Annotated in this window: 22 protein-coding genes; 6 read left to right on the top strand and 16 right to left on the bottom strand. The window is 37.6% G+C overall.

From position 1 onward, the window contains the following. The first annotated feature begins 43 nt into the window (after window positions 1-43). From AC51AA_RS01915 to AC51AA_RS01905, 3 genes are all read left to right on the top strand, one after another. The gene (locus AC51AA_RS01915) at window positions 44-1,270 is read left to right on the top strand and encodes a hypothetical protein (RefSeq protein ID WP_500704058.1); all 1,227 of its coding nucleotides are present in this window, start codon (window positions 44-46) and stop codon (window positions 1,268-1,270) included. Further along, a complete protein-coding gene (locus AC51AA_RS01910; RefSeq protein ID WP_500704057.1) occupies window positions 1,261-2,289 on the top strand; it encodes a hypothetical protein in 1,029 nt (342 codons plus the stop codon). The genes AC51AA_RS01915 and AC51AA_RS01910 overlap by 10 nt, the downstream gene beginning before the upstream one ends. A gap of 307 nt (window positions 2,290-2,596) precedes the next feature. After that, the gene (locus tag AC51AA_RS01905) at window positions 2,597-3,247 is read left to right on the top strand and encodes a VOC family protein (RefSeq protein ID WP_500704056.1); all 651 of its coding nucleotides are present in this window, start codon (window positions 2,597-2,599) and stop codon (window positions 3,245-3,247) included. Between the two features lie 109 nt (window positions 3,248-3,356). Here the strand turns inward: AC51AA_RS01905 and AC51AA_RS01900 are convergent, their stop codons facing one another. From AC51AA_RS01900 to AC51AA_RS01840, 13 genes are all read right to left on the bottom strand, one after another. Then, entirely contained in the window at window positions 3,357-5,345 is a 1,989-nt protein-coding gene (locus AC51AA_RS01900; RefSeq protein ID WP_500704055.1) for a heavy metal translocating P-type ATPase, read from the bottom strand. 153 nt (window positions 5,346-5,498) lie between these two features. Next, the gene (locus AC51AA_RS01895; RefSeq protein ID WP_500704054.1) at window positions 5,499-6,779 is read right to left on the bottom strand and encodes an efflux RND transporter periplasmic adaptor subunit; all 1,281 of its coding nucleotides are present in this window, start codon (window positions 6,777-6,779) and stop codon (window positions 5,499-5,501) included. A 1-nt stretch (window position 6,780) separates the two neighbouring features. Beyond that, window positions 6,781-8,037 carry a TolC family protein gene (locus AC51AA_RS01890; RefSeq protein ID WP_500704053.1) on the bottom strand — a complete coding sequence of 419 codons (1,257 nt, stop codon included), beginning with the start codon at window positions 8,035-8,037 and terminating at the stop codon, window positions 6,781-6,783. 10 nt (window positions 8,038-8,047) lie between these two features. Next, complete coding sequence (locus AC51AA_RS01885) at window positions 8,048-11,200, bottom strand: efflux RND transporter permease subunit (protein WP_500704052.1); 3,153 nt, start codon at window positions 11,198-11,200, stop codon at window positions 8,048-8,050. A 97-nt stretch (window positions 11,201-11,297) separates the two neighbouring features. Next, window positions 11,298-11,612 (bottom strand): DUF6660 family protein, encoded by a 315-nt coding sequence (locus AC51AA_RS01880; protein WP_500704051.1) that lies wholly within the window; start codon window positions 11,610-11,612, stop codon window positions 11,298-11,300. A gap of 307 nt (window positions 11,613-11,919) precedes the next feature. Further along, a complete protein-coding gene (locus AC51AA_RS01875) occupies window positions 11,920-12,204 on the bottom strand; it encodes a GNAT family N-acetyltransferase (RefSeq protein ID WP_500705666.1) in 285 nt (94 codons plus the stop codon). A 9-nt stretch (window positions 12,205-12,213) separates the two neighbouring features. Further along, on the bottom strand, window positions 12,214-12,492 hold the full coding sequence (locus tag AC51AA_RS01870; RefSeq protein ID WP_500704050.1) for a hypothetical protein: 279 nt from the start codon (window positions 12,490-12,492) through the stop codon (window positions 12,214-12,216). Between the two features lie 204 nt (window positions 12,493-12,696). Continuing rightward, a complete protein-coding gene (locus tag AC51AA_RS01865) occupies window positions 12,697-14,058 on the bottom strand; it encodes an amidohydrolase (protein ID WP_500704049.1) in 1,362 nt (453 codons plus the stop codon). A gap of 10 nt (window positions 14,059-14,068) precedes the next feature. After that, window positions 14,069-14,770 (bottom strand): ankyrin repeat domain-containing protein, encoded by a 702-nt coding sequence (locus tag AC51AA_RS01860; RefSeq protein WP_500704048.1) that lies wholly within the window; start codon window positions 14,768-14,770, stop codon window positions 14,069-14,071. Window positions 14,771-14,865: 95 nt separating this feature from the next. Next, complete coding sequence (locus AC51AA_RS01855) at window positions 14,866-15,741, bottom strand: helix-turn-helix domain-containing protein (RefSeq protein WP_500704047.1); 876 nt, start codon at window positions 15,739-15,741, stop codon at window positions 14,866-14,868. Between the two features lie 289 nt (window positions 15,742-16,030). Next, window positions 16,031-16,435, bottom strand: coding sequence for a cupin domain-containing protein (locus AC51AA_RS01850; protein ID WP_500704046.1), 405 nt, complete (start codon window positions 16,433-16,435; stop codon window positions 16,031-16,033). Between the two features lie 98 nt (window positions 16,436-16,533). Beyond that, a complete protein-coding gene (locus tag AC51AA_RS01845) occupies window positions 16,534-16,950 on the bottom strand; it encodes a (R)-mandelonitrile lyase (RefSeq protein ID WP_500704045.1) in 417 nt (138 codons plus the stop codon). Between the two features lie 184 nt (window positions 16,951-17,134). Next, the gene (locus AC51AA_RS01840) at window positions 17,135-18,007 is read right to left on the bottom strand and encodes a helix-turn-helix domain-containing protein (RefSeq protein ID WP_500704044.1); all 873 of its coding nucleotides are present in this window, start codon (window positions 18,005-18,007) and stop codon (window positions 17,135-17,137) included. A gap of 248 nt (window positions 18,008-18,255) precedes the next feature. On the opposite strand from AC51AA_RS01840, the gene AC51AA_RS01835 reads away from it, so the two are divergent. Next, on the top strand, window positions 18,256-18,639 hold the full coding sequence (locus AC51AA_RS01835; RefSeq protein ID WP_500704043.1) for a hypothetical protein: 384 nt from the start codon (window positions 18,256-18,258) through the stop codon (window positions 18,637-18,639). A gap of 75 nt (window positions 18,640-18,714) precedes the next feature. Here the strand turns inward: AC51AA_RS01835 and AC51AA_RS01830 are convergent, their stop codons facing one another. Next, entirely contained in the window at window positions 18,715-19,206 is a 492-nt protein-coding gene (locus AC51AA_RS01830) for a TlpA family protein disulfide reductase (RefSeq protein WP_500704042.1), read from the bottom strand. 325 nt (window positions 19,207-19,531) lie between these two features. Here AC51AA_RS01830 and AC51AA_RS01825 point away from each other — a divergent pair, with 325 nt between their 5' ends. Together AC51AA_RS01825 and AC51AA_RS01820 are read left to right on the top strand one after the other, a co-directional pair. Then, on the top strand, window positions 19,532-19,834 hold the full coding sequence (locus tag AC51AA_RS01825) for an ArsR/SmtB family transcription factor (RefSeq protein ID WP_500704041.1): 303 nt from the start codon (window positions 19,532-19,534) through the stop codon (window positions 19,832-19,834). Window positions 19,835-19,840: 6 nt separating this feature from the next. Continuing rightward, on the top strand, window positions 19,841-20,947 hold the full coding sequence (locus tag AC51AA_RS01820) for an NADH:flavin oxidoreductase (protein ID WP_500704040.1): 1,107 nt from the start codon (window positions 19,841-19,843) through the stop codon (window positions 20,945-20,947). 115 nt (window positions 20,948-21,062) lie between these two features. Here the strand turns inward: AC51AA_RS01820 and AC51AA_RS01815 are convergent, their stop codons facing one another. Both AC51AA_RS01815 and AC51AA_RS01810 read right to left on the bottom strand, forming a co-directional pair. After that, window positions 21,063-22,208, bottom strand: coding sequence for an acyltransferase family protein (locus tag AC51AA_RS01815; RefSeq protein ID WP_500704039.1), 1,146 nt, complete (start codon window positions 22,206-22,208; stop codon window positions 21,063-21,065). 319 nt (window positions 22,209-22,527) lie between these two features. Beyond that, window positions 22,528-24,744 carry a glycoside hydrolase family 3 C-terminal domain-containing protein gene (locus tag AC51AA_RS01810; RefSeq protein ID WP_500704038.1) on the bottom strand — a complete coding sequence of 739 codons (2,217 nt, stop codon included), beginning with the start codon at window positions 24,742-24,744 and terminating at the stop codon, window positions 22,528-22,530. Window positions 24,745-24,812: the final 68 nt, after the last annotated feature.

Below are 24,812 nucleotides of genomic sequence, written 5' to 3'. Positions count from 1 at the left end.
GCTTATTAAAAATAAGCCCCAAATTTAACATTAACAAAACAAAATGAGAAAAAACAATTTCAATTTTCTCCTCTTTGTCCTACTCTCCACGGTCCTTTTTGGCTGTAGTGATAATGGAAGTGAAGGAGACAATTACAAGCCCAATTATTTGCCTAGCATCGATGCCACAAACCTACCCGCTGGCAATCAACCGATGACCATGTTTGAAGATGATGAGCCTTCTTCGAGAATGTATGACAATAAGGATCGTTGGTTTCGTGTGAACCAGCCCATGCAAATTATTCAAAAAGGAAAAGATTCTGTACAAGTATCCCTTTATTCTCCTGTTGGTCTAACTGATGTGAGAATCTATGCCAAATTGCCTAATTATGACAAGCGTTTTTTGATTTACAATTTCACAAACGTTCCTGCTTTCCATCGTTCTTTTCATCAGATTCCTTTAGTAGCAGGAAAAAATGATTATCTATTAGAAAATGGCAAAACCGTTACTATTGATCAAATTTCAGGCTTCTCTTCTGGCGCTATTGAATTTTCAGTGGAGTCAACGGATCCTTTATTTGCTAAATTCCAAAAAATAAAATCATCGCGATTGGTACAATTCAGTGCTCAATATCACATCAACGAGTATGGTAAATATTTACCAATGAACCCTGTTCTGGCTAAAGAAGCTATTGCTATGATTATCAATTATTCCTACGCCATTAGCCATCCTTTGTATTATGATACTTTCATGAATTTTGATCGATACAAAAAAGAACAGGCCGCAACAGCTGGAACAGCAATCAATGGTGCATTAAACTGGCACGGAAATGCTGACGATGTGGATGGTGTTTACGATTATCTCACCAAAGAACAAATTGAGCAAGCTTATAAAACCTATATAGATACCAGAAACCTGAATATGGCCATGGTTGGTGGAGATTCTGCTTGGGGCGGTGGTGCTTTGGCCTCGCAATGGGAATCGGGTTATGTAACGGGTCACTGGAAAGGTGATATGTCGGTTTGGTCTCATGAATATTCACATCATTCTGGTTATAATCACAGTAGTAACCTAGCCAATAGTGGCCAAGGTGGAGGTCAACAAGAAATGTTAACGCAGTTCTACAAATACCTTATTCATATCCATGATCTTCCCTTTACAGATCCAGACATTCTTAAAGGATACACCAAGACCGCTTACCTAAGCGGTACTTATAAAAAACCTGTCTTTACCGTTGATCCTAAAAATCCATTTTTAGTAAAATATAAAGGAGAAGGAACATGGAAATAACCTATAAAACTATCATGAACAAAATACCGTTTTTACTATTATTACTTTGTCTTTTTACCAATTGTAGCAAGGACAATGCAGAGGGTGAATCGACCAATTATGCTTATTACTATCCAACCGAAGAAACATCCATTACAGCCAGTCAAATTGGAAATGGTAGCGGAACATTCGATCCTAAAGGCATCACCATAGCCAACAACAAACTTTACATCTGTAATGGTAATGTATTGGAAATTTTCAATGCCGTCACTTTGGATCATATCAAAACCATTACAGCCTATACCAAAGAGGCAACCACCATTCCGCTAACAAATCTTACGTCAGTTTGTATTGATAATGGAAGAATTTATCTTGGAGGGGAATCAAGGCTTTTTGTATTTGATGAAATCACAAACATAGGAATTAGTACCGTTGGAAACGGTCAATGGTGGCAAACTTTTGTGGGTGTTTATGGTGTTACGGTAAAAGATGGATTACTATTTGTTAAAGAACAAAATACTTCGATAAAAGTATTTCAAACATCACAAATTACCGAAACAAGCATCTGGAATTTAACGCCAATTGCCAAATTAAATACACTAAATGGTTACAAGGAAACTTATTCTATGGATGTAGAAGCTGGAAATTTAGTTGTAGCTGGAAGAGATGCTAAAAGCTTTTTATATTATGACATTGCTGCTATTAAAAAACATGCCGCAGCTTCCCTTGTCGAACCAATGAAACCCGTTACAGCCCCTTTTCAAGCTAAGCCAATTGCCCTTAACTTTAGTTTGGATTGGGCTATCAGCACGGAAAATGTTGGTAGTGCCAATTACCTTCGTCTTTATAAAAAATCAGATTTTCTCAATCGTAACTTCAATCCCGTACTCAATACGTCCGATGTAATGGGAGTGCAGCCTTTTGGAAGTATTGTCAGTGTAGCCCAACTTAATGACCGTCTATTTTTAGCAGATAACACCAATAAAAAAATAAGAATCATTAAGCTTAACAAAGCTTCCATAGCAGAGCAAAACAATTAATATTGAGTCCTCTAAAAGTGTAACTTTTACGATCAACATCACTCTTAAAAGTGCTAAATCAAAAGATTTAGCACTTTTTTTTTGCCTTACACCTCTTTAATTTAAGAGTCGAACAGCTTTAAACTATACTTTATCGGTTCAAAAATGAGATTTTTCCATACTCATTTTTGATGGCCACATAGAAGTATAGAATGATCTTGACGCAGCACCGCTAAGTTCATTTATTAAATTTGTGTACAGCATTTTTTCAAAAGCACTATCACAACAAGACTTTTAAATACTCCACCTAAACCCTAAAACCAATACTATGAAAATAGAAAAACTCGAAATCCAAACAAAAGACCTAATCGCTACCACGGCCTTTTATCAAAAGACACTTGGTTTTTCCATTATAGAAAAAGACACTGCTTTCGTCTCATTTGAGGCAGGCACCTCCATTTTAAAATTTGTTGAAAATCCCGATTTTGACTCCCTGTATCATTTTGCCTTCACTATTCCTATGAATAAGCTCAGCCAAGCCATTGACTGGTGCTCCCATAAAGTTGAATTAATCCCCATCGAAGACCAAAACGTCATCGCTACATTTGAAAACTGGAATGCTAATGCCGTTTACTTCTACGACAATAATGGTAATTTATTAGAGCTCATCGCCAGACATACGCTGAACAATGCACAAACAAAACCATTTGATTCTACTTCCATATTGAACCTCAGCGAAATTGGCATCGTTCATGAAAACCCTTTAGCCTTAGGAAAAGAACTGATCCAAAAACACCACTTTTCCTTCTTTGCTAAGAACGACAATAGTACCGCTTTTTCTGCTCTAGGGACTGATGAAGGCTTACTCATTATTGTCCCTCCAAATCGAAATTGGTACCCCACCCAAATACCGGCGAAAAGCAATCAAACAGTCGTACGGCTACTCCACAACCAGATCACTACAATTTTAAATTTTTAGCTAAATCTGTGAGCTAGTCCTAGTTTCAGCGCAGCGTTTTACAGCCGATCACTTAAAATGCAAAGGCCCAATTTCACTAGAAATTGGGCCTTTGTCTATCGCAATGAATTTAAAACTTCATTTTTTGAATTCGGACGGCATTTACTATCGCCAACAAAGCTACACCGACATCTGCAAAAACGGCTTCCCACATTGTGGCAAGTCCTCCAGCCCCCAAGATCAAAACGACCGCTTTGATCACAAACGCCAAAGTAATATTTTGCCAAACAATTTTTTTGGTTTGTTTGCCAATGTTTATAGCCATAGGAATTTTACTGGGCCTATCATCTTGGATCACTACATCAGCAGTTTCGATAGTAGCATCACTCCCTAACCCTCCCATAGCTATGCCTACCGTACTCAAAGCAATCACTGGAGCATCATTAACACCATCTCCAACAAAAGCAACAGTCTGCTTTTTTTCTTTTATAGTATTGATCACCTGTACTTTGTCCTCTGGTAGTAAATCTCCCAAGGCATTTACAATACCGAGCTGTTTGGCCACAAATTGCACCACACTAGCCTTATCTCCACTAAGCATTGTTAGTTTAACCCCTAAAGCCTTTAGTTGGTTAACGGCTTGGAGCGCATCTTCTTTGATCGTATCGGCAATGGTCAAATAGCCAACGAATTTTTGATCGTAGGCAATGGCAATGGTGGTGTACACAATGGTATTGGGATCTATGTCATAGGCAATGTTGAATTTATCTAAGAGCTTAAAATTCCCTACATGCAATTCTTTTTCCATAATACGGGCTTTTAATCCATGCCCAGCAATTTCTTCCACATCTACCAACACAATTTCAGGATTAAGCTCCCCTACAAAATCATGAATAGCCGTGGCCACTGGATGTGTGCTATGACTTTCCAGTGCATTGACCAGTTGCAGTATTTCTTTTTGATCAAAATCAGCTGAAATAACCACCTCCTGCACTTTAAAGACACCCTCGGTCATGGTACCTGTTTTGTCCATTACTACGTTTTGGATGCTAGCCATACTGTCTAGAAAATTACTTCCTTTAAATAAGATTCCGTTTTTACTCGCAGCACCAATTCCTCCAAAATACCCCAAGGGAATACTAATCACCAAAGCACAGGGACATGAAATAACCAAAAATACCAAGGCACGATACAACCACTCACTAAAAACATAATTGGCCACAAAAAATACCGGTAAAAGACAAATCGCTAGAGCTAGATACACTACAATTGGGGTATATACTTTCGCAAATTTTCGGATGAATAATTCCGTTGGCGCTTTTTGAGTCGTCGCATTTTGAACCAACTCTAGAATTTTAGAAAGTTTACTGTCATTATAGGCGGTCGTAACTTTCACTTGCGTCATGGTATTTCCATTGATCATTCCAGCTAAAACCGTTTCTCCTTTTACTTTGGTATCAGGCTTGCTTTCACCTGTAAGAGCAGCGGTATTGAACGAACCCCTATCCGAGAGTAATAGACCATCTAAACCCAACTTCTCTCCTGATTTAAGCTGAATAATGGCTCCTATGGATACTTCGGCCGCTTTTACTCGGGTCACCACATTATTTACGAGAATACTCACTTCATCAGGGCGCTGATCCAATAAACTTTTAATATTGGATTTTGCTCGGCTAACAGCCAACGTTTGAAACAGTTCTCCAACGGCATAAAACAACATAACGGCAACGCCTTCTGGATACTGACCAATAGCAAAAGCCCCAATGGTAGCAATACCCATGAGAAAAAATTCCGAAAACACATCGCCTTTTCTAATACTTTGAAATGCCTCCTGCAAAACTGGAATTCCAACGGGTAAGTACGCCATGACATACCAGCCCACTCTGAGATATCCTGAAAACCAGTTTTGAGGAAAATAGTGATCAAACCCAAGACCTATGCCTAATAAAGCAAATGAAATCAGGGCCGGTAAAAACATTTTAAACATCCCTTGGTCATTATGCTGCTCATGTTGATGTCCGTGATCATCAACATCATTATGATCCTCATGAGTCGAACAACATGCCGCATGGATCTTTTGCTGTTTGATGCTCTTTCCATTTATTTGTTGCTGTTCCATAAAAAAGGTTTCAAATTTTTAATTTCAAGTTTTCCCACTTACACTCAATGTAAGTGGGGTATTTCTACTCTGCTTAGGACTGACTATCGCCCCGTAAACACTTTCTAAAGTTACCTCTTTTTTCGTACTTTTCCTCTACTGGAAAAGCTCTTTTTAATGACTATGCTCTCCTCCACCTTTCATAGCAGAAAGCAAATAGAAAGCTCCTTTCACGACAATTTTAGCATCAGCTGGAATTGCTTCTACAAATTTTACTTCTGTAAAACCTAAATCTGTCGTTCCTGGCACCACTTCAATTGCTCGAAAATGTATTTCGTCATGCGTCTCTTCTTTTGCTGCTGTTTTGTGGTCTTGATGATCATCATGCGCTTTATGTCCCTCTTCTTGAATGTAGACAAAATACTTATCCGCATTTCTTACTACAGCATCTTTTGGTAAAGAAGGAACCGTTGCGTTCAAAATATTAATATTAGCCGAAACATACATTCCTGAAATTAGATCTTTGGCATCTGCTGGATCAATCTTAGCATGTACCGCTACGGTTTTGCTTTCATTCGAAAATGACTTATTGATTCCAAAAATCTTTCCTTTGATCGACTTATTGGATTGATTGGTCAATACAAAATCAATGACTTGGCCAATAGAAATAGCCCCCAAGTCTTTTTCGTAAACATTGAGATCCAAGTGCATTTGACTGTTGTCTACTACCTCAAACAAGGAAACTCCCGTTTGAGCGTAAGCGCCTTTGGCAATATTAATTTTACCTACATAACCACTGATTGGTGCCACTATAGGCACTACAGAAGAACTGCCTTTGGTACCAACATGTAAAGCTTCCAGCTTATTTTTAGCCGCTTGCGCTCTAGCTCTTTCAGCTGCTAATTTTGATTTTACTTCTTGAAATGTCTTTCTAGGATTGACATTTTCATCACTTAATGTTTTTTGACGATTAAATTCCAATTGCAAATATTCAATATTGGCCATAGCGGAATGATAATCTTCCTGCATTTCGATCACTTCTAGGTTTTGAATCGTAGCCAAAACTTTTCCTTTGTTTACATAAGTGCCTTCTAAAACCAAAATATCTTTCACCGTCCCTCCTATTAAAGTCGCTACTTCCGCTGAGTTTTGAGGCGGAACTGTGGTATATCCACTTGCCTTTATGACTTTATTTAAGTTTCTATTTTCTATGGCTCCCGTTTCGATTCCAACGGTTTTAAACTGAGAGGTAGTCAGTACTACTTCTGTCTGAGACTTTTCTTCTTCATGGACTTCTTCTTTCTTTTCTTTACAACTCCCTAGGGTAAAAACCAAAGAAGTAACACAAAACAAAGCTAGTGTTCGAATTGAGCACACAGTCTGTAGTATCGATTTTGCTCCCTTAGAATTTGAAGGAACTGATATTGGTGTTATATAAGTTGAACTATTTTTCATTTTAATTGTTTTTGATGGATGGAAATTGGAATTCTATAGCACTTTGGTTAAAGTTGTGTGTGGCCTCTGCATGCTGCTTTTTAATATCAATAGCTTGATTTAAAAAACTAATGTAAGACCAGTAACTCATATCCCCATTAGCATAACTTTTCTGAGCCGTAGTGATGATTTGATCGGCATACTGCAAACCCTCCTTTTGGTAATACTCAAGCGCTTTTTTCTGCTTTTCAAAATTGTTTTCCAATTCCTGCATTTGCAGACCTAAGGTCAACTTACTTTTATCCAAAGCCAATTGCGATTGGGCAATACTAATAGCAGAGGCCTCTGCCTTGGCTGTGTTTACACCTCCAAACAAAGGAATCTGTAGACCAGCTGTAAAACCTTGAAACAAGCCTTTTGTATCGATAGTCTGTGCGAAATAACCCAAGCCTACTTTTGGCGTTCTCATGGCTTTAAAAGTATTGGCTTCTTTTTGGTAAACCGAAATTTGTTGTTGGTAATAATCCGACACCAAAGCTTCCGCTTTGCCATTTCCCTGCCCTTCTAAAAGCGTATACTGTAAGGCTGTCTTATCATCGGGTACTATATTTTGATCGGTTTGCATAAAAAATTGCAACTGTTTTTGATAAATAGCCAAATCATAGTCTAATTGGGCTTTTTGAGTTTCAATCTCCTTTACTTTTACCTTGGCACTAATCACCTCAATATGACCACTCTCTCCTGTTTGAAAACGCAATTCAGCATTTTTTAAAAACCTGGTATAAATAGCATTTAATTCCGAGTTTAATCGCTGGATTGAAAGTCCATACAAATATTGATAGTATGCCAAGGTTACGGCTTTTTCTATTTCATAAGCCGACAATGCCTTTTGTTTTTCCGCTAATTTGACAAGCTCTTCCTGCAACTGTCTATTGGCTTTGGTTATTTTGCCCACAGGGAAGTACTGTTGAATCGATATGTTGTGATCATAATCACTACTATTGAATTGCCCTCCCTGATATTGCACCTCCAGAGGTTCTGGCTCAAAGGCTGTCTTTTTTAGTACGATTTGTTTTTCGATTTCTTTATCGGCCATCTTTAAATCGATGCTATTCGATTTGGCCATTGCTATTGCTCTTTCTAAACTGATCGCTTCCTTGGTTTGTGCCCACGAAAAAGTAGAGATTAACAAAAAAGCTATTAAGGCTAGTCCTTGCAAAGGAATTACCCTAAAATTTGCTAAGCTTTTGGTGTTTAAACCATATACGGTGTTCTTCATTTTTTACTTTTTAAATTTCTTGCTCTCCTTCTTTCAACTCTTTTCCCCCTTTACGGCTGATCCCTTTTTCCAATAGTAAATACAAAATTGGTAAAACAATTAGCGTCAATAAGGTCGCCGAGACCAAACCTCCAATAACTACAGTGGCTAAAGGCTTTTGTACCTCTGCTCCTCCACTTGTAGATAAGGCCATAGGCAGAAATCCTAAAGAAGCCACAGCCGCTGTCATAAGCACTGGGCGTAATCTGGTTTTGGTTCCAATCAAGACTCTTTGCAAAGGATCGGTTATTCCTTCTGTTTTGAGCTGATTGAAATAGGTTATTAACACGATTCCGTTTAATACCGCAATTCCAAATAAGGCAATAAAACCAATCCCCGCAGAAATACTAAAAGGCATACCGCGCATGGAAAGCGCTAAAACACCTCCAATAGCCGATAAAGGAATAGCCGTAAAAATTAAAGCTGCTTGTTTAAAACTATTAAAAGTAAAATACAACAAGACCAAGATCAATCCTAAAGCAATCGGTAAAGCCACTGAAAGTCGTTGTGTAGCTTCTACTAGATTCTCAAATTGTCCCCCGTAGGTCACGTAATAACCTGCCGGAAGTTTTAATTCTTTATCTAATTTTTGCTGGATTTCTTCTACCACACTTTTAATGTCGCGACCACGAACATTCAAACCGACTGAAATCCTTCGTTTCCCATCTTCACGACTCACTTGCACAGGACCTTGTTCATACTCGACAGTCGCCACTTGCGCTAAGGGAACTTGCTGTCCACTTGGAAGCGGAATAAACAAATTACTGACATCATTAATATCGCTTCGGTTTTCCTGATTCATACGAACCACCACATCAAATCTTTTGTTGTCTTCGTAGATTTTCCCTGCACTTTCTCCTGCAAATGAAGAACGAATAATTCGATTAATATCGAAAATATTCAATCCGTATAATGCAATTTTATCGTAATCGTATTTTATGGTAATCTGTGGCAAACCAGTTACCTTATCAGCTTTCAAATCACCTATTCCTTCAATACCCTTAATTTTCGAAATCAACTCATTGGCCTTAGCGTCCAAGACCTCAAGATCATCTCCAAAAATCTTGATAGCGATATCACTTCGACTTCCTGTCATGAGTTCATTAAAACGCATTTGAATCGGTTGGGAGATCTCAATATTTGCCCCTGGAATCACTTCCATTTCTTCTTTCATGGCATGCGCTAAATCTTCCCAGTTATCATATTTTCCCGACCAATCCTTCTTATCTTTTAGCACAATAATCAAATCGGCACTTTCAATAGGCATCGGATCCGTGGGAATTTCACCACTACCAATCTTAGAGACAATTGTTTTGATCTCTGGAAATCTTGCCTTTAATATCTTTTCATATTCCGTAGTGGTTTTGATCATTTGAGTAAGGGAACTACCGGTCATTATTGTCGCATTAATAGCCAAATCTCCTTCTTCGATCGTGGGAATAAATTCACCTCCCATATGCTGAAAAATAACAAGACTTAAAGCAAACAAACTTAAAGCAAGCCCCAAGACTACTTTTTTAAATTGCAATGCTTTTACTAAAAAAGGAGTATACAAACGCTCAAACCAAGCCATCATTCGATCACTGAAGTTTTCTTTATGCACTGTGTTTTTCGATAAAAACAGCGCACTCATCATCGGTACATAAGTTAAGGACAGAATAAAGGCTCCTATGACCGCAAAACCAACGGTCATAGCCATAGGCTTAAACATTTTTCCTTCGGTGCCCACCAGGGCTAAAATAGGTAGATACACAATCAAAATGATAATCTCTCCGAAGGCCGCACTATTTCTAATTTTTGAAGCTGAGTTATATACCTCAGTATCCATTTCCTCTTGTGAAAGCTCTTTTTTACGTTTGAGTTTTTGCAAATGATGCATGGTCGCTTCCACTATAATCACAGCCCCATCGACTATGATTCCAAAATCAATAGCCCCCAAACTCATTAAATTACCACTGACCCCAAAAGCATTCATGAGAATCACAGCAAAAAGCATCGCTAAAGGAATCACAGAGGCTACAATTAAACCTGCTCTTAGATTTCCTAAAAACAATATCAATACAAAAATAACAATCAAAGCCCCCTCTAACAAGTTTTTGGTCACTGTCCCCATCGCATTATCGACCAATTTCTCTCGATCGATAAAGGCTTCAGCCACCACTCCTTCGGGTAAGCTTTTATTAATCTGAATCATTTTTTCTTTGATTCTATGCACGACAGCACTGGAATTTTCACCTTTTAGCATCAAAACCAAACCAGATACAATCTCCCCTTTTCCATCTTTGGTCGAAGCACCATAACGCAAGGCTATTCCCTCACGAACCTCTGCTACATCACGGATTAGCACGGGAGCACCATTACGGTTCTTTACCACTACATTTTCCAAATCCTTAATTCCTTTGGCCATTCCCACCCCGCGAATGAAGTAAGCATATTGATCTTTTTCAATATAAGCGCCCCCCGTATTTTGGTTGTTTTTCTCTAAGGATTCAAAAATCTCTGTAATGGTAACCCCCAAACTATTTAGGGCATTTGGATTCACTGCAATCTCATATTGCTTCAATTTCCCTCCCCAGGTACTCACCTCTGCAATTCCCTTCACCCCTTGTAATTGCGGAATGATGATCCAATCCTGAATGGTGCGCAACTTAATGGCATCGTACTTCTGTTCATAGCCTTTTTTAGCATAAACATCATATTGATACACTTCGCCTAAACCTGTGGAAATTGGTGCCAATTCTGGCGAACCTGCATAATCCGGAATATTTTCCTCCGCTTCTTTTATGCGCTGAAATATCTGCTCTCTGGCCCAGTAAATATCGGCATCATCTTCAAAGACAACCGTTACCACGGACAGTCCAAATCGAGAAATACTACGAAGTTCAATAATTTTAGGCACCGTTTTGACAGCCTGCTCTAAGGGATAGGTGATTAATTGCTCAACCTCTTGACTAGCCAAAGTTGGTGCTGTAGTAATGATTTGAACCTGATTATTGGTAACATCAGGCAGGGCATCGAGCGGTAAATTTTTTATTGAGTAACTTCCCCAAGCAATTAAGGCAAGGGTAAACAATAGTATAATGAACTTATTCTTTATACTAAACTGTATGATTTTATCTAACATTTTAAAAATATAATGACGTGAGAAATGAGACAACTTTTTGTCTATTTAATACTGTGGAAAGCCCACAACTCTCTAACTCGAAATTACTCGAGTATCATTATGCTATTTGAGGTGGTTGCCAAATACTTCCGAAGAAATTAGAAGTATAAATTGACTTATAGGTTGGCAATTGTATGCTGATAATAGCATAAACTACTTGAAAATTAAACGTTTCCGCTAATTGATGCGTCAAAATTTGAGCACCACAGCAATTACAGGCACAAAATGGCGAACACAAATCGTTTTCTTTATCGTGTAAATGATTTTTATCCGCTGAAAATTGAGCTGTTTGATGGGCAGCACTATTCACTTCCAAATCCGCACAAGGCATATTTGAAACTGCTAGTAGATAAATTGACAATATGATGGACATCCATTTCACAAGGACAAAAGTACTCTTTATTTTATATAAAAACTAAATTAGGCAGATTCCTATGCTACAAAAAGAGTAACATTAAACTGCTTTTTCTTGGTGCTTTTCTCTTTATCATTTTAAAATTACAGCAGATTTCCTACCTCAAAATAGGGCTAACAAAGTGACTTTTCTCTTAATTTCTACCTACTCAAACCAAGTATCACCTTCAAAAACACTAATTAAACATCTACTTCAGTAAAACAACGCAAACATCTTCATTAAGAATACTTTATAATTCCACTATCGATTATATCTATGGCATAAATCACTCTTTTTTCAAGGAAAAAGAATAGGCAAACTCCTCAAAATTCGCGGTATTAAAAACAAAGCTGCTCACCTTATTAATCCCCATTTTTTCATGCGCTCTTAATGAAGCCTCATCGTCACTTTTTATAAAAAGAATTCCTTCACGATTTGGCTCCTGATGCAACAGCTCTTTATACATCAATCGCGCCAAACCTTGACCGCGTTGTGTACTACTCACACATATCGGTCCATATATACAAACATCTCTCCCACCTCCATAAGACGCAAACATAGCATCTACCATAGACACATCTTACCTTTGATTAACTGATAGAAAAGTAGTTAACAAAAAAAACACAACCTCTCCCTCAGCCAGTGCTACAATTTGCGGCGTATCACTTATCATTTCCTCGATCTGTTCCGGTTTTAGCTCATCAGATAAACTTCCTCCTTGTGCCGTTTGATTTTTAGCTTGTAATTTTAATATCCCTTTTAAATCTGCCGCTGTGGCTACTTTGATAATAACACTTTCTTCTAATAAAATTTCATCCTTTAATTTAAAAAAAATCAAGATAAGCATCACTCTTTTCAATAACAAAAAAAACTTAAACTTACACTTTAATACAAATAACATTAACATATATAAATCAATATATTGAACCTAATATTAAATATAAAAAAGCATACAAAAAAAAGCTAAATCGAAGATACTGACCTCTTACGACTTAGCTTTATTTATTGGTAATAATAGAACCTTAAAATTCCGTATTTTCCTTATTCAAGAACAAAAACACCACTAAACTTCCATGGGCCCAGCAATCCTTTTTCCTTTATAAAACACCCCTTCTCTTTTCGGTACGCGCGCTACAGCTTCAGCAGAACAACTTGCTTTTACCAAAACAAAAGTAGCCTCATTATCCACTGCTGGCCATACGCGTTTTCCTGCATCATTTAGTGGCAATATTTCGTTTGTAGTAGCAATATGCAAAGCACGACTCAAACCAAACTCATCTGTCCAACCATAAAGCTGTGCGCTTAATTTAGCCTTTTCTAGCATATCACAATCCCCAAAAGGCCCCCAGTGATCCACTATACTATCGGTTCCAGTCATCAGTTTTACGCCATACTTTTTCAAGGTCGGAATTGGCATGATTGTTCTTCCAAATGGAATTGTTGATACCACTCCTATGCCCAGAGCTCCCATTTGTTCCGCCACTTTTTCTAGCTCTTTCTGCTCCATTTTTGCCAAAGCAAAACCGTGGCTGATATAGGTTTTCCCTTGTAATTGCTTGTTTTCTGCTGTTTTTTTAATAATGTATTCAATGGCCGCTTGACCAGAGGGTGGTGACTCGTGCAAATGTATATCGATCCCTTTATTGGTATCCAAAGCGATTTGAAACATTGTATCGAGTGATTTCTCCAAATTAGCGTCTACATTAGTAGGATCCAATCCACCAATAAAATCGACCCCCATGCTAGCTGCCTCTCTCAATAAAGACTCTGACTGTGAATACAAAATTCCGTGTTGTGGAAACGCAACAATTTCCCAACCAAAACTATCTTTGTTTTTATCCAAAGCAGCCAATAAATGCTCCAAACTTTTCAATCCACTAACAGGATCAATATTGCATTGACAACGAGCAAAATAACTCCCTTGACTTTGCATAAGCTTAATGGCTTCTTCTGCTTTATGTTGAGAATCAACTAATAACTGTGGGAGGATTTTTTGCTCCAACACGATCATATCTTTTATAGTGTATCCCTTTCTTGGCGCGGCATTCCAACTTCCACCGTAATAGGTTTTGTCAATGTGAATATGCATATCTCTAAAACCTGGAAGCATCAAAAGTCCTTTAGCATCCACCGTCTTTAATTTTAAAGCAGGTTTTGTCGTACTGATACTTTTAATCTTACCATCAGCAATATGAATAGTATACAGGGCTGTTTTAGTAGCTACCACTTCATTTTTTTCATTGTATTCAAAGCCATCTTCCAATCTCACATTGATTAAAAGATAATCCTTTAAAACCGCTGCTTCCTTACTCTCAGGTAATACTTGCGCAACCGCATTCCCACCAATACCTGAAAACAATGCTGCCCCTGTAGCAGCAGCTCCTAATCCTAAGAATTTCTTTCTACTAATTTTATTATCTTCCATAAAGTGTATTTTATTTTCCTCCTGCTTGTTCTAATACTTTTATCATTTCCTTATAACCGAGTTTTCTGGCATGACCCAAAGGCGTTATCCCTTCTTTATCAGCTATATTCACCCGACAACCTCCCGCAATCAATGCTTTCACCACCCCTAGCTGGTTCGCACCGCCATCACCCAATAAAACAGCCTCTAATAAAGCGGTCCATTGCAAATTATTGATATGATCTTTGGGGAAATTTGGTGTGTTCACTAAGAGTTTTACTACTTCTAAATGCCCTCTCTCAGCAGCGGGAATGAGTGCTGTTCCACCATATCTATTATAAACATCAAATCGGGCTCCATGATCCAAAGCTAATTTTACTATTTCTAGATTACCTTCTGCTCCCGCATATAAAAAGGGACTATTGAGCATTTTATCTTGCGCATTTACATCAGCTCCTGCCTGAATTAACAGTACAGAAATTGCATTATGATGGCTATAAAGTGCTTTCATTAAGGGGGTCTGCCCTTGATTATTTTTTTGTTCCAAGGCTGGCTTATGCTTCAAAAGAGTTACCACTCCCTCAAGATCTCCAGCACCCACTGCTTCAAAAAGTGTTTGATTGTTCATTGGAACTAGGTTTATTTCCGTTTGTTTAGAAGAGCAGCCTACGACCAATAGCACATTCAAAATCAAACAACTTATTACCGTACTTCTTTTTTGTCCTTTTTTCATAAACCTTAGCGCTTGCCCTGAGCTCATTTTACTCTAGAACAATTCTTCTTTTTTAGTTTTACAAAAATCGTTTAGAAATTTACAACAGAACTGTACTATTGATGATAAGGATGGTAAAAATTATAACTTTCTTTAAAATCTCCAGGTGTTTTTCCTGTGTATTTTTTAAATACTTTACTGAAGTATCCATTATCATTAAAACCGAGTTGGTACGCTATTTCTTTAATAGACAAGTCAGTACTACTCAACAAACGCTTCGCTTCGAGTATTGTTCTTTCTTTGATTAAATCTCCAGCAGGCATCTTTACATACTTCTGACAAAGAATATTGAGGTAATTAGGGGTAATATTTAATTTATCGGCATAGAATTGAACAGAAGATTCTTCTTTAAAATAAGTATCAATTAAAGCGTTAAATCGGTTGATCATTTTCTCAGGTTTAGTCGCACATTCATACTCGGGAAATGCCTTCAAATAATCGTTTTGTAGTAATTTAAGCAGTAAATGCAAGCGAAGTAGTGCAATTTCTTTTACCAGTACCCCCTCATGATCCAACACCAATTCTAATTCCAACAGATGACTTTTGAATTCTTGAAACTCTTTATCAGACAAAGAAAGACAAGAAGCAACACTTTGCTCATAAAAGGAAAAAGGAGATAAATTAGAAAAAACAGTCATCACCTCAGGAGAAAGCATCAGTTGAAAACCACTTGTTTCTACATGCAGCAACCAATTGTGCACCTGACCTGGTCGAATAAAATAAACCTGATTATCCGCTACGATATGCTGGGTAAAATCAACATTATGCACCCCTGAACCCTTCTCCACAAAAAACACCATAAAAAAATCATGTTTATGTGGTTGTTCAAAAGCGTTTCGTCCCTTGACACTATGGCGAAATAAAGTAATGCCTAGAGTTTCTTCTCCAAGTATATGACCAACGGTTAAAGTAGGAATCGAGTGTTTATTCAAGGGATAGCGCTGTTAATTATGCACTTCCAAAAATATAGTTTTTAATTGTATAAAGTTTTAATGATTGCTACATTTTTTTTCTTCAAAATCCTTCAAAAGAAAACAAAAAAAAGAGGACTGCCTTTTACTTAAAGTCAGTCCTCCTCTATGAAATTAGCTTTTTTATGGCGTTATAAGCGCTCGAGCTGGTCTCCACGTCCAAAGTACCACCATAGCATTCTGGTACTTCAAAAAAGTGGAGGCAATCCAAAACAAATATCTAGTTCATTAATTATCAATTATTTACTATTTATTTCCCGAAACTATCGTACTGCTCATCGGTTACTTTTTCTAACCAGATACCTGGTCCTTTATCGATCTCTGTTACAATCGCGATATGCGCATAGCGACTATAGGGTGTAGCACCATACCAATGCTCCATACCTGGTAAAACTGTTACCACCTCATCCTTATGAACCAACCTCATAGCACTCCCTTTCTCTTGAAAATAACCAATACCATCGGTTACAATAAATAATTGTAAGCTTCGATTAATATGCCAATTGCATCTCGAGCCAGCTACAAAAGACACTTCCTTTATTACCGTATTCTCTGGATGTATATTGCTACTTTGTTTTTTATACGAAACATCACCTGTTATATACTCACTAGGAATTTTCCCCTCTTCAATCACTGCAGTATCAAATGTTGTCATAAAATTGTTTTTTTTTGATTGATTTTTTATTTAAAATAGGCTAACAGCTGCAACGCTCTGTACAGAAGCAAACCAGAACAGCGCTTTTATTATTTAATTTATTTAAAGTTGTCGTATTGCTTATCCGTTACAGGCTCCAACCAGTCCACTATCCCTTTCTCCGTATGGGAACTAATGGCTATATGGGCAAATTCACCCTCTGGAGTAGCTCCATGCCAATGTTTGACTTCAGGCTGAATGTTGACCACATCACCTACTTTCAACAATTGAATTGGCTTTCCCTCTTCCTGATAAAAACCTGTTCCCTGTGTCACGATTAAGATTTGACCACCAGGATGCGTATGCCAATTGTTCCGCGCTGCCGCTTCAAAAACGACATGACCAACGGCCGTATCTAAGATGGGATCATTCGGTACTAACATCTGTACCCATGCTTTTCCTGTAAAGTAAGCAGCGGGAGCCAAATCACCTTTTGGAAAGATGCTTGCTGTGTTTTGATTTTCTGAAGCTTTCATACTTTTTTGTTTTTACAATCCGCTTAGAACTCTATCTAAAAAGCAAGAATATGCCTTTAAGGTTGTATTTCGCTCTAAAAACCCGATCCGGAATTACTACTACCTAATTTTCAGGCAAATGTACTTCTGATAAAACCTCCAGAAATAACAATAATCAAACAAAAACTTAAGAATATGAAACAATTTAGCCCCTTAGTGATTTAGGAACTGTACCGGTGAGCCTTTTAAAGTAGTTATTAAAATAGCTTGGATATTCAAAACCAAGGGAATACCCTACATCTGAAATACTCCAATCTGTATGCTGTAACAAAGCTTTAGCTTCGTTAATAATTCTTTCCGAAATATGAGCTGTAGTCGATTTACCTGTTACTTCCTTGACAGAGCGATTCAGGTGATTTACATGCACCGAAAGACTTTGTGCATAATCTTGTGGTGTTTTTAAGACCAAAGGTTCATTTTTAGCTTCTATAGGAAATTGTCTTTCCAACAAAGTTAAAAACAAGGAAGTAATTCGTGCAGAAGCATTCTTGTGTTTAAAGAAAATTTCTGTAGGTTGCATTTTCATGGATTCATGCAAAATCAGATTGATATAATTGCGAATTAAATCGTCCTTAAATACATAATCCGTTTCTTGTTCTTCAATCATCTTTTCAAACAAGGAATCCACAAATACCTTTTGATCAGCTGACAAAGGAAAAACTGGGGTTCCCCCACTTTTAAAAAAAGGAGTTTCTTGAAGCCGTTCTAAGCGCTCATTTTTATTTAAAAATCCTTCAGTAAAAACACAAGCATATCCATGATAAGAAGGTGAAATAAGCTCCCAAGAATAGGGAATATGAGGATTTCCAAAAAACAATACGGTTCCATTGATTGCTACACTTCTATTTCCATAGTGCACGAAACTTTCACTGGTAATAATACAAATCTTGTAATAATCACGACGATTATAAGTCGGAATATTATTATCATCACCATTTGCCTTGTATACCTTAAAGCCTTTTAACTTTAAATCTGAAGCAGGAGAATCAACAATCTGAGCAGGGATTTGATCATTCATAATACAAAGTTATGAAAATCAAACATAAAACACCATATCTCTCCTAGACGAAAATGCTAAACAATCAAGACTACAATCATTGTCCTATTTCTAGTCTTTTAAAAATGCGTTAAAAATTAACTTTCAGACTGAAACACATTGAGTTAAAAACAGCCTCTAACATTTAGAATCATTCTACGGACACTAGCGCAAAAAATTATTGTCTTTTAATGTAATTTTATCTTAAATTTCAATTAAACCCTACTGTTATGAGTGTTATAAAAGATGAAAATTTGCTTCATAGCACTATTAAGCAAATTGATAAAAAAATTGATAAACTGAATGATCAAAAAATAGTTGCTTTTTTTGAATCACTTGGTTTAACCCAAAGGGAGGATGTTCCTAAGGATTTTTTGACTTGGGAAACCATACTGGTTGTAGTGCCCAATCGTCATATTTCACATGAATTAAAGCCTTACAAATATTCAATTTCCAGACTTTCTTTTGTGACCAATCCCAATGCGCAACAAATCCATATTTTTGATTTTAACCAATGGAGCAGTGTCACTAGAAATAAAACGCAATTTCAAATAAGAGAAATGTTAAAAACAAGTTACGGTGGAGTTCGAGATCCTATGGACCGATTAAACTAGCTTCTCCAATGAGAAGCTTTTTTTTAGCTCAAAGCCATCGACTTTTTATCCTTTTCTAAAAGCAGTTTTATTTCTTTAGGGCACAAGCAAACTTTTAACCAGGTCACTCAAGGCATTTCCATGAATATTTTTGGCGAGAATAATACCATTTTTATCTACCAAAAAGTTTAAGGGTACCGATTGTAGTTGATAATCGTTAACCACTGGAGAACTCCAATATTTCAAATCGCTTACTTGAGTCCAGGGCAATTTTTTCTTGCTTATGGCCGCTATCCATGCTGGTTTTTTCGTATCCATTGAAACGCCATAAATCGATAGTTGATTCGGATAAGTGTGGTACAATTTCAATAACTCTGGCTGTTCTTTAAGACAAGGTCCACACCAAGAGGCCCAAAAATCCACCAATACCAATTCTCCCCTTAAAGAAGACAGGGCTACTTTATTTCCTTTTGTATCGGGTAAATCTATTTCCGGCGCAATATCTCCAACATCCGTTCCCACCACCTGTGCTTTTGAACTGATACTGACTGCACATAAAAATCCTAAAATAAGTACTGTTTTTTTCATAAATGATTAAGTTTAATACGTTAGATTGGGGCTAACTGTTTATGGACTAAGGCTATTTTAAACCTGGAGTGGAACGCTCAAGAATTACAATGATAAGATCTCAACCTTATTCACCTGATGAGTTTTAAAACACAATCCTTTCTAATCTCCTATTATCTCCTTGTTTACAAATAGCTTTTTCCAAGCAAATATAACACCTTCCCACTATAGTTTCAAGCTTGTCTGTTCATTTTAAAAACGCAAGAGGCTCTACCCCTGATCATAAAATTTTGCTAAATAATCTTCTTTAAATTGACATATCGGGAAAAGTCGATATCTTTGCCCCATGGAACATATCGAAATCTTTAAGGCACTCTCCAATAAATCCAGATTACAAATGCTGGAATGGTTAAAAGAACCCGAAATAAACTTTCCGGAACAACTCCAGCATTCAGGATTTGAACACGGTGTTTGCGTAGGACAAATACAAGCCAAAGCAGGCCTTACACAATCGACTGTTTCTGAATACCTGTCTATTTTACAACGTGCTGGATTTATAGAATCCAAACGTGTTGGACAATGGACTTATTACAAACGCAACGAAGGTGCCTTTGAAGCACTTAGTAAATTAATTCAATCTAATTTGTAAATTACTATGAGTACAAACAACCTGTTTTCGCCATTTAACTTAAAAACGTTAAATCTTAAAAATAGAATCGTAATGGCGCCTATGACGCGCTCTTTTTCTCCAAACGGAATTCCAACGGACCAAGTAGCCTCTTACTATGAAAAAAGAGCACAAGGTGAAGTAGGATTGATATTATCAGAAGGAACTGTGATCGACAGAGCTTCTTCATCAAACGATGCCAATGTTCCTCATTTCCATGGGGATCAGGCTTTACAAGGATGGAAAAAAGTTATTGATAAGGTACATGCTGCAGGTGGTCAAATGGGACCACAAATTTGGCATATGGGGATCATGGACAATCATCATTCTGGATGGGTACCACCTGTTCCCTTTGAAGGTCCATCTGGCCTAAACAGACCTGATTTCAATAACGGAAATACCATGACGGTAAAAGATATAGAAGCCACTATACTGGCTTTTGGACAAGCAGCAGCTGATGCCAAAAGATTAGGTTATGATACCATTGAAATTCATGGGGCACACGGTTATTTAATTGACCAGTTCTTTAGAGCAGAAACCAATTTACGAACTGATATCTACGGTGGAAAAACATTACCAGAGCGCAATCGCTTCGCTATTGAAGTGGTAAAAGAAATTAGAAAACAAGTCGGTGAGGATTTTGCCATCATCATGAGATTTTCGCAATTTAAGCCTTCGGACTACCACTATAAATTAGCTAAAAATCCGCAAGAAATGGAAGCTTGGCTTACCCCTCTTGTTGACGCTGGAGTGGATATTTTACATTGTTCTCAACGTAGATTCTGGGAACCAGAATTCGAAGCATCTGATTTAAACTTTGCTGGTTGGGCTAAAAAACTAACTGGAAAACCAACTATTACCGTGGGTTCAGTAGGACTTTCAAGTGATTTCTTTGGCGCTTTTGCTGGAGAAAGCTCAGAACCTACTTCCTTAGAAGAATTAAACAGACGTTTTGATAGAGGTGATTTTGATTTAGTTGCCGTTGGAAGACCTCTTTTATCTGATCCAAATTGGGTGGCTAAAATCAAAGCAGGCCAGACTGATCAATTAAAAGGATTCAGCAAAGAAGCTTTGGGACAATTGATTTTAGAATAAGACCTCCTGCAGCGCTGTAAAGGCAATGCAAAAATAAAAAAAAGGGATAAAACTTCAGTTGAAGTTTTATCCCTTTTCTAGTATCTATCGATAACCAAATGCCGTAATCCGCTGGTTATTGAGTCACCAAGGCTTTTCTTTTTTGAACTTTACTTTGAAGCCAATTGCGTACTGGTTCGTCATATAATTTCAAACACAAATAGGCGATTACAATACTGGCTACCAGCACACCAATTGCCATAAGATATCCATCTGCTAAAGAAACTTTATTATCCACTACCCAAGCCGTAAACCAATAGATTAACGGATAATGTATGATGTAAATTGGGTAAGAGATCGCACCAAAAACTTTGCATATTTTAAGTGAAAAGGCGTTTTTAATTTCTCCTCCAGCACCAATAACCACAATCAGAGGAAACAGTAAGATAATACAAAACGACTCGTATAAACCATTCATCCACAAACTATTCTCATCCCCTATTCTAGGAATAAAAAGAATGGTCGTGATTAAAATAGTACAAATCCAGAAAGCTCCTTTTAAGTGAATTAATTTTCCTAAACGAGACAATAAAACGCCCGCAAAGAACGGATATAATAAACGGGTGAAACCAATGTTCATCTGCTCCCAACTTAAGGTCCAGCCGCCTATAACATCTCCTTTTGGTCCCATAACCGTATAATTAAGCAGTAAACACGCAAAGATAAAAACAAAAATAGCCAGTACGGTGTTAGAGAATTTACGAACGAATAAAGCATATAAAATATTGGCAATATATTCAAAAAACAGCGACCATGCAGGTCCGTCTAGTGGATGCATTTCACTCCAACCTCTAATATCCATTGAAACGGGAATCGGAAGCAAAGTACAACCAATCACCAGCACTAAGAGTAATTTCCATAAAGGCGTTCCTGCAATTTGTGGAAACAGTATATCTGAAGCCTGAAAATAATACAGGGCTGCGCCAATAACCATTCCCATAATCACCATAGGTTGCAAACGAATCAAACGTCGTTTATAAAAGTCCCATTGCGTCATTCTCTCCCAGCGATCATCGTAGGCGTACGCCACCACAAATCCTGATAATAGAAAGAAGAAATCTACAGCTAGGTAACCGTGATTAATGAGTTGCACGAAGCGATTTCCACCTGCAAAGGCCTCTAAAGCATGGAATGCTACTACAATAATGGCGGCTACTCCACGTAGACCGTCTAAAATTTCATAATGTTTTTTGGGTTGAATATCCGAAGAAATTAAGCTCATAAGATTCTTATGGTCGTTAAGGGTTGATTTTACTTTTTTGATTTCAGCTAAAGTAAGAATATTATTCTAAGTTTTAAAAACACCCTATTGTCATTTAACAAAATAACCCTAATCCCACACTTATACCACAGCTGTTTTTATTTAAACTACTTCTTTTGGCCTTGATGATTTTCTAAACCATTCTACTACTTCGTTGATCTGATACACTTTTTACTAAAATTACACTATTAATCCACCATTCAAAAGCTGGCTTAAAAAAAAAGCTGCAATTTTTACTATTGCAGCTTTACGACCAAAAACAATTCCCAAAAGAATAAAATTATTGAAGTGAAAAACTCACTTTAGATTGTATTGCAGTAGAAGAGGCTCCCACAAGCGCTTCAAAGACACCTGGCTCAGCAACCCAATCATGTTTTTTATCATCAAAAAAGCTAAGAGCCGTTTTGTCTACAGTAAAACGTACTGTTTTTTCTTCGCCTGCCTTAAGCGAAATTTTCTCGAAACCTTTTAATTCTTTAATCGGACGAGGCAGTGAAGATTTTAAATCACTGATATACAATTGAACTACTTCAGCCCCTTCACGGTTTCCAGTGTTTTTTACTTGAACAGAGAAAGTAATCTGATCTCCAGCGCTCATTTGTTTTTTATCAGCCGTTACTTTTCCATATTCAAAAGTGGTATAACTTAAACCGTGACCAAAAGAAAACAAAGGTTTTGCCTTTTGCTTGTCCGCCCAACGGTAACCGACAAAAATACTTTCTTTATAGACCACCTCATCACCACCTGGAAACTCCCCTAAAGCATGCGCGCCATTATCGGATAATTTTACAGGAAAAGTAAAGGATAGTTTTCCTGAAGGGTTCACATCTCCTACCAAAACAGCGGCCAAAGCAGTCCCTGCTTCTGTACCCAAAAACCAGCCTTGAACAATTCCTGGCACCTCTTTTACCCACGGCATAGCCACAGCATTTCCAGAGATATTTACAAAAACAATCTTCTTATTGACTTTAAGCAAGGCGCTAATCAACTGATCCTGACCGTACGAAAGTCCTAAATCTTTACGATCATAGCCTTCTGCATCTTGAAAGTCACTTTTATTTGTTCCTCCAATAAAAAGAACGATATCAGCCTCTTTGGCTACTTGTACCGCTTCAGCCGTTAATTCAGCTGCAGTACGTTTGTCTTCTAAACTCACTTTTGCCACAACCCCATTATAATTACTGGTTGGGTCTCCAACATAACCACGCGCATACAGGATTTGAGCCTGATTCCCTATTCTTTTCTTTAATCCTTCAAGCGGTGTAATTTCATAGCGCGCCTTCAAAGAAGAACTTCCTCCTCCGACGGTCATCATCTTGATGGCATTCTCTCCTATAACTGCGATTTTTTTGGTTTTAGAAAGGTCTATAGGTAAAATAGCTTGCTTGTTTTGAAGCAATACAATTCCTTCTTCAGCAATTTTCAAACCTGCTTGAGCATGCTCCTGGGTACCAAACGATCCAAAAGGTCGGTTTTTGTCCATTGTAGTTAAAAAAGACAGACGCAAAATACGACGTACCTTTTCATCTAGTTCTTTGGTCCCTACCGTTCCATTTTTAATCATCGTTTCATAAGGCTTTGCTAAATAATAGCTATCATAAGCATTACTAGCTCCTAAAGAAAGTCCGTTGGTCCAAGAACCAAATTCCATATCCAAACCATTAAAAATGGATTGTTTAGTGTCATTAACACCTCCCCAATCCGAAACTACCACCCCTTTGAATCCCCATTCTCCTCGAAGAATATCATTCAACAAAAACTCATTGTGACAACATTGCTGTCCTTTGTATTTATTATAGGCTCCCATAATGGCCCAGGCATCACCTTCTTGAACTGCCGCTTTAAATGCTGGCAGATAAATTTCATATAACGCGCGATCATCCACCACCACATTTACTGTATTTCGATTGGTTTCCTGATTATTAAGCGCAAAATGTTTGACACAAGCCGCCACCCCATTGGTTTGTACTCCTTTAATATAGGGCACTACCATTTTGGAAGTCAAGAAAGGATCTTCTCCCATATATTCAAAATTACGACCGTTGAGTGGGGTTCTATAAATATTAACCCCTGGTCCTAATAGTACATTTTTATTACGATAACGCGCTTCCTCCCCTAGTGATTTTCCATATAAATGAGCCAATTCTTTATTCCAAGTGGCTGATAAAGCAGTAAGCGCTGGAAAGGCAATACAAGAATCATTGGTCCAGCCTGCCTGATCCCACTCGTCCCACAAAACCTCTGTACGAATTCCGTGAGGTCCATCGGTCATCCAATTTTCAGGAATTCCCAAACGCGGCACCCCTGGTGAGCTGAATTTTGATTGGGCATGAATCATGGCAATTTTCTCATCGATAGTCATTCTTGAAAGAGCATCTTCAACACGCACATCAATCGGTTTTTGATCATCTAGATAGACGGGAACTTTGTGCTGAGCATAAACACCGAATGAATTCAACAAAAGCAAAACCACAATCGCTTTAACATTTTTATACATAACTTTTTAATTTAATAAGCATTTGATTTCCCCTTAGGGTAATGTACAATCAAAAATTGCTTTTAATA

It is taken from the genome of Flavobacterium sp. OHVDL-2026-0007, assembly GCF_059882335.1.
This window is presented reverse-complemented; position numbering and strand designations above follow the sequence as displayed.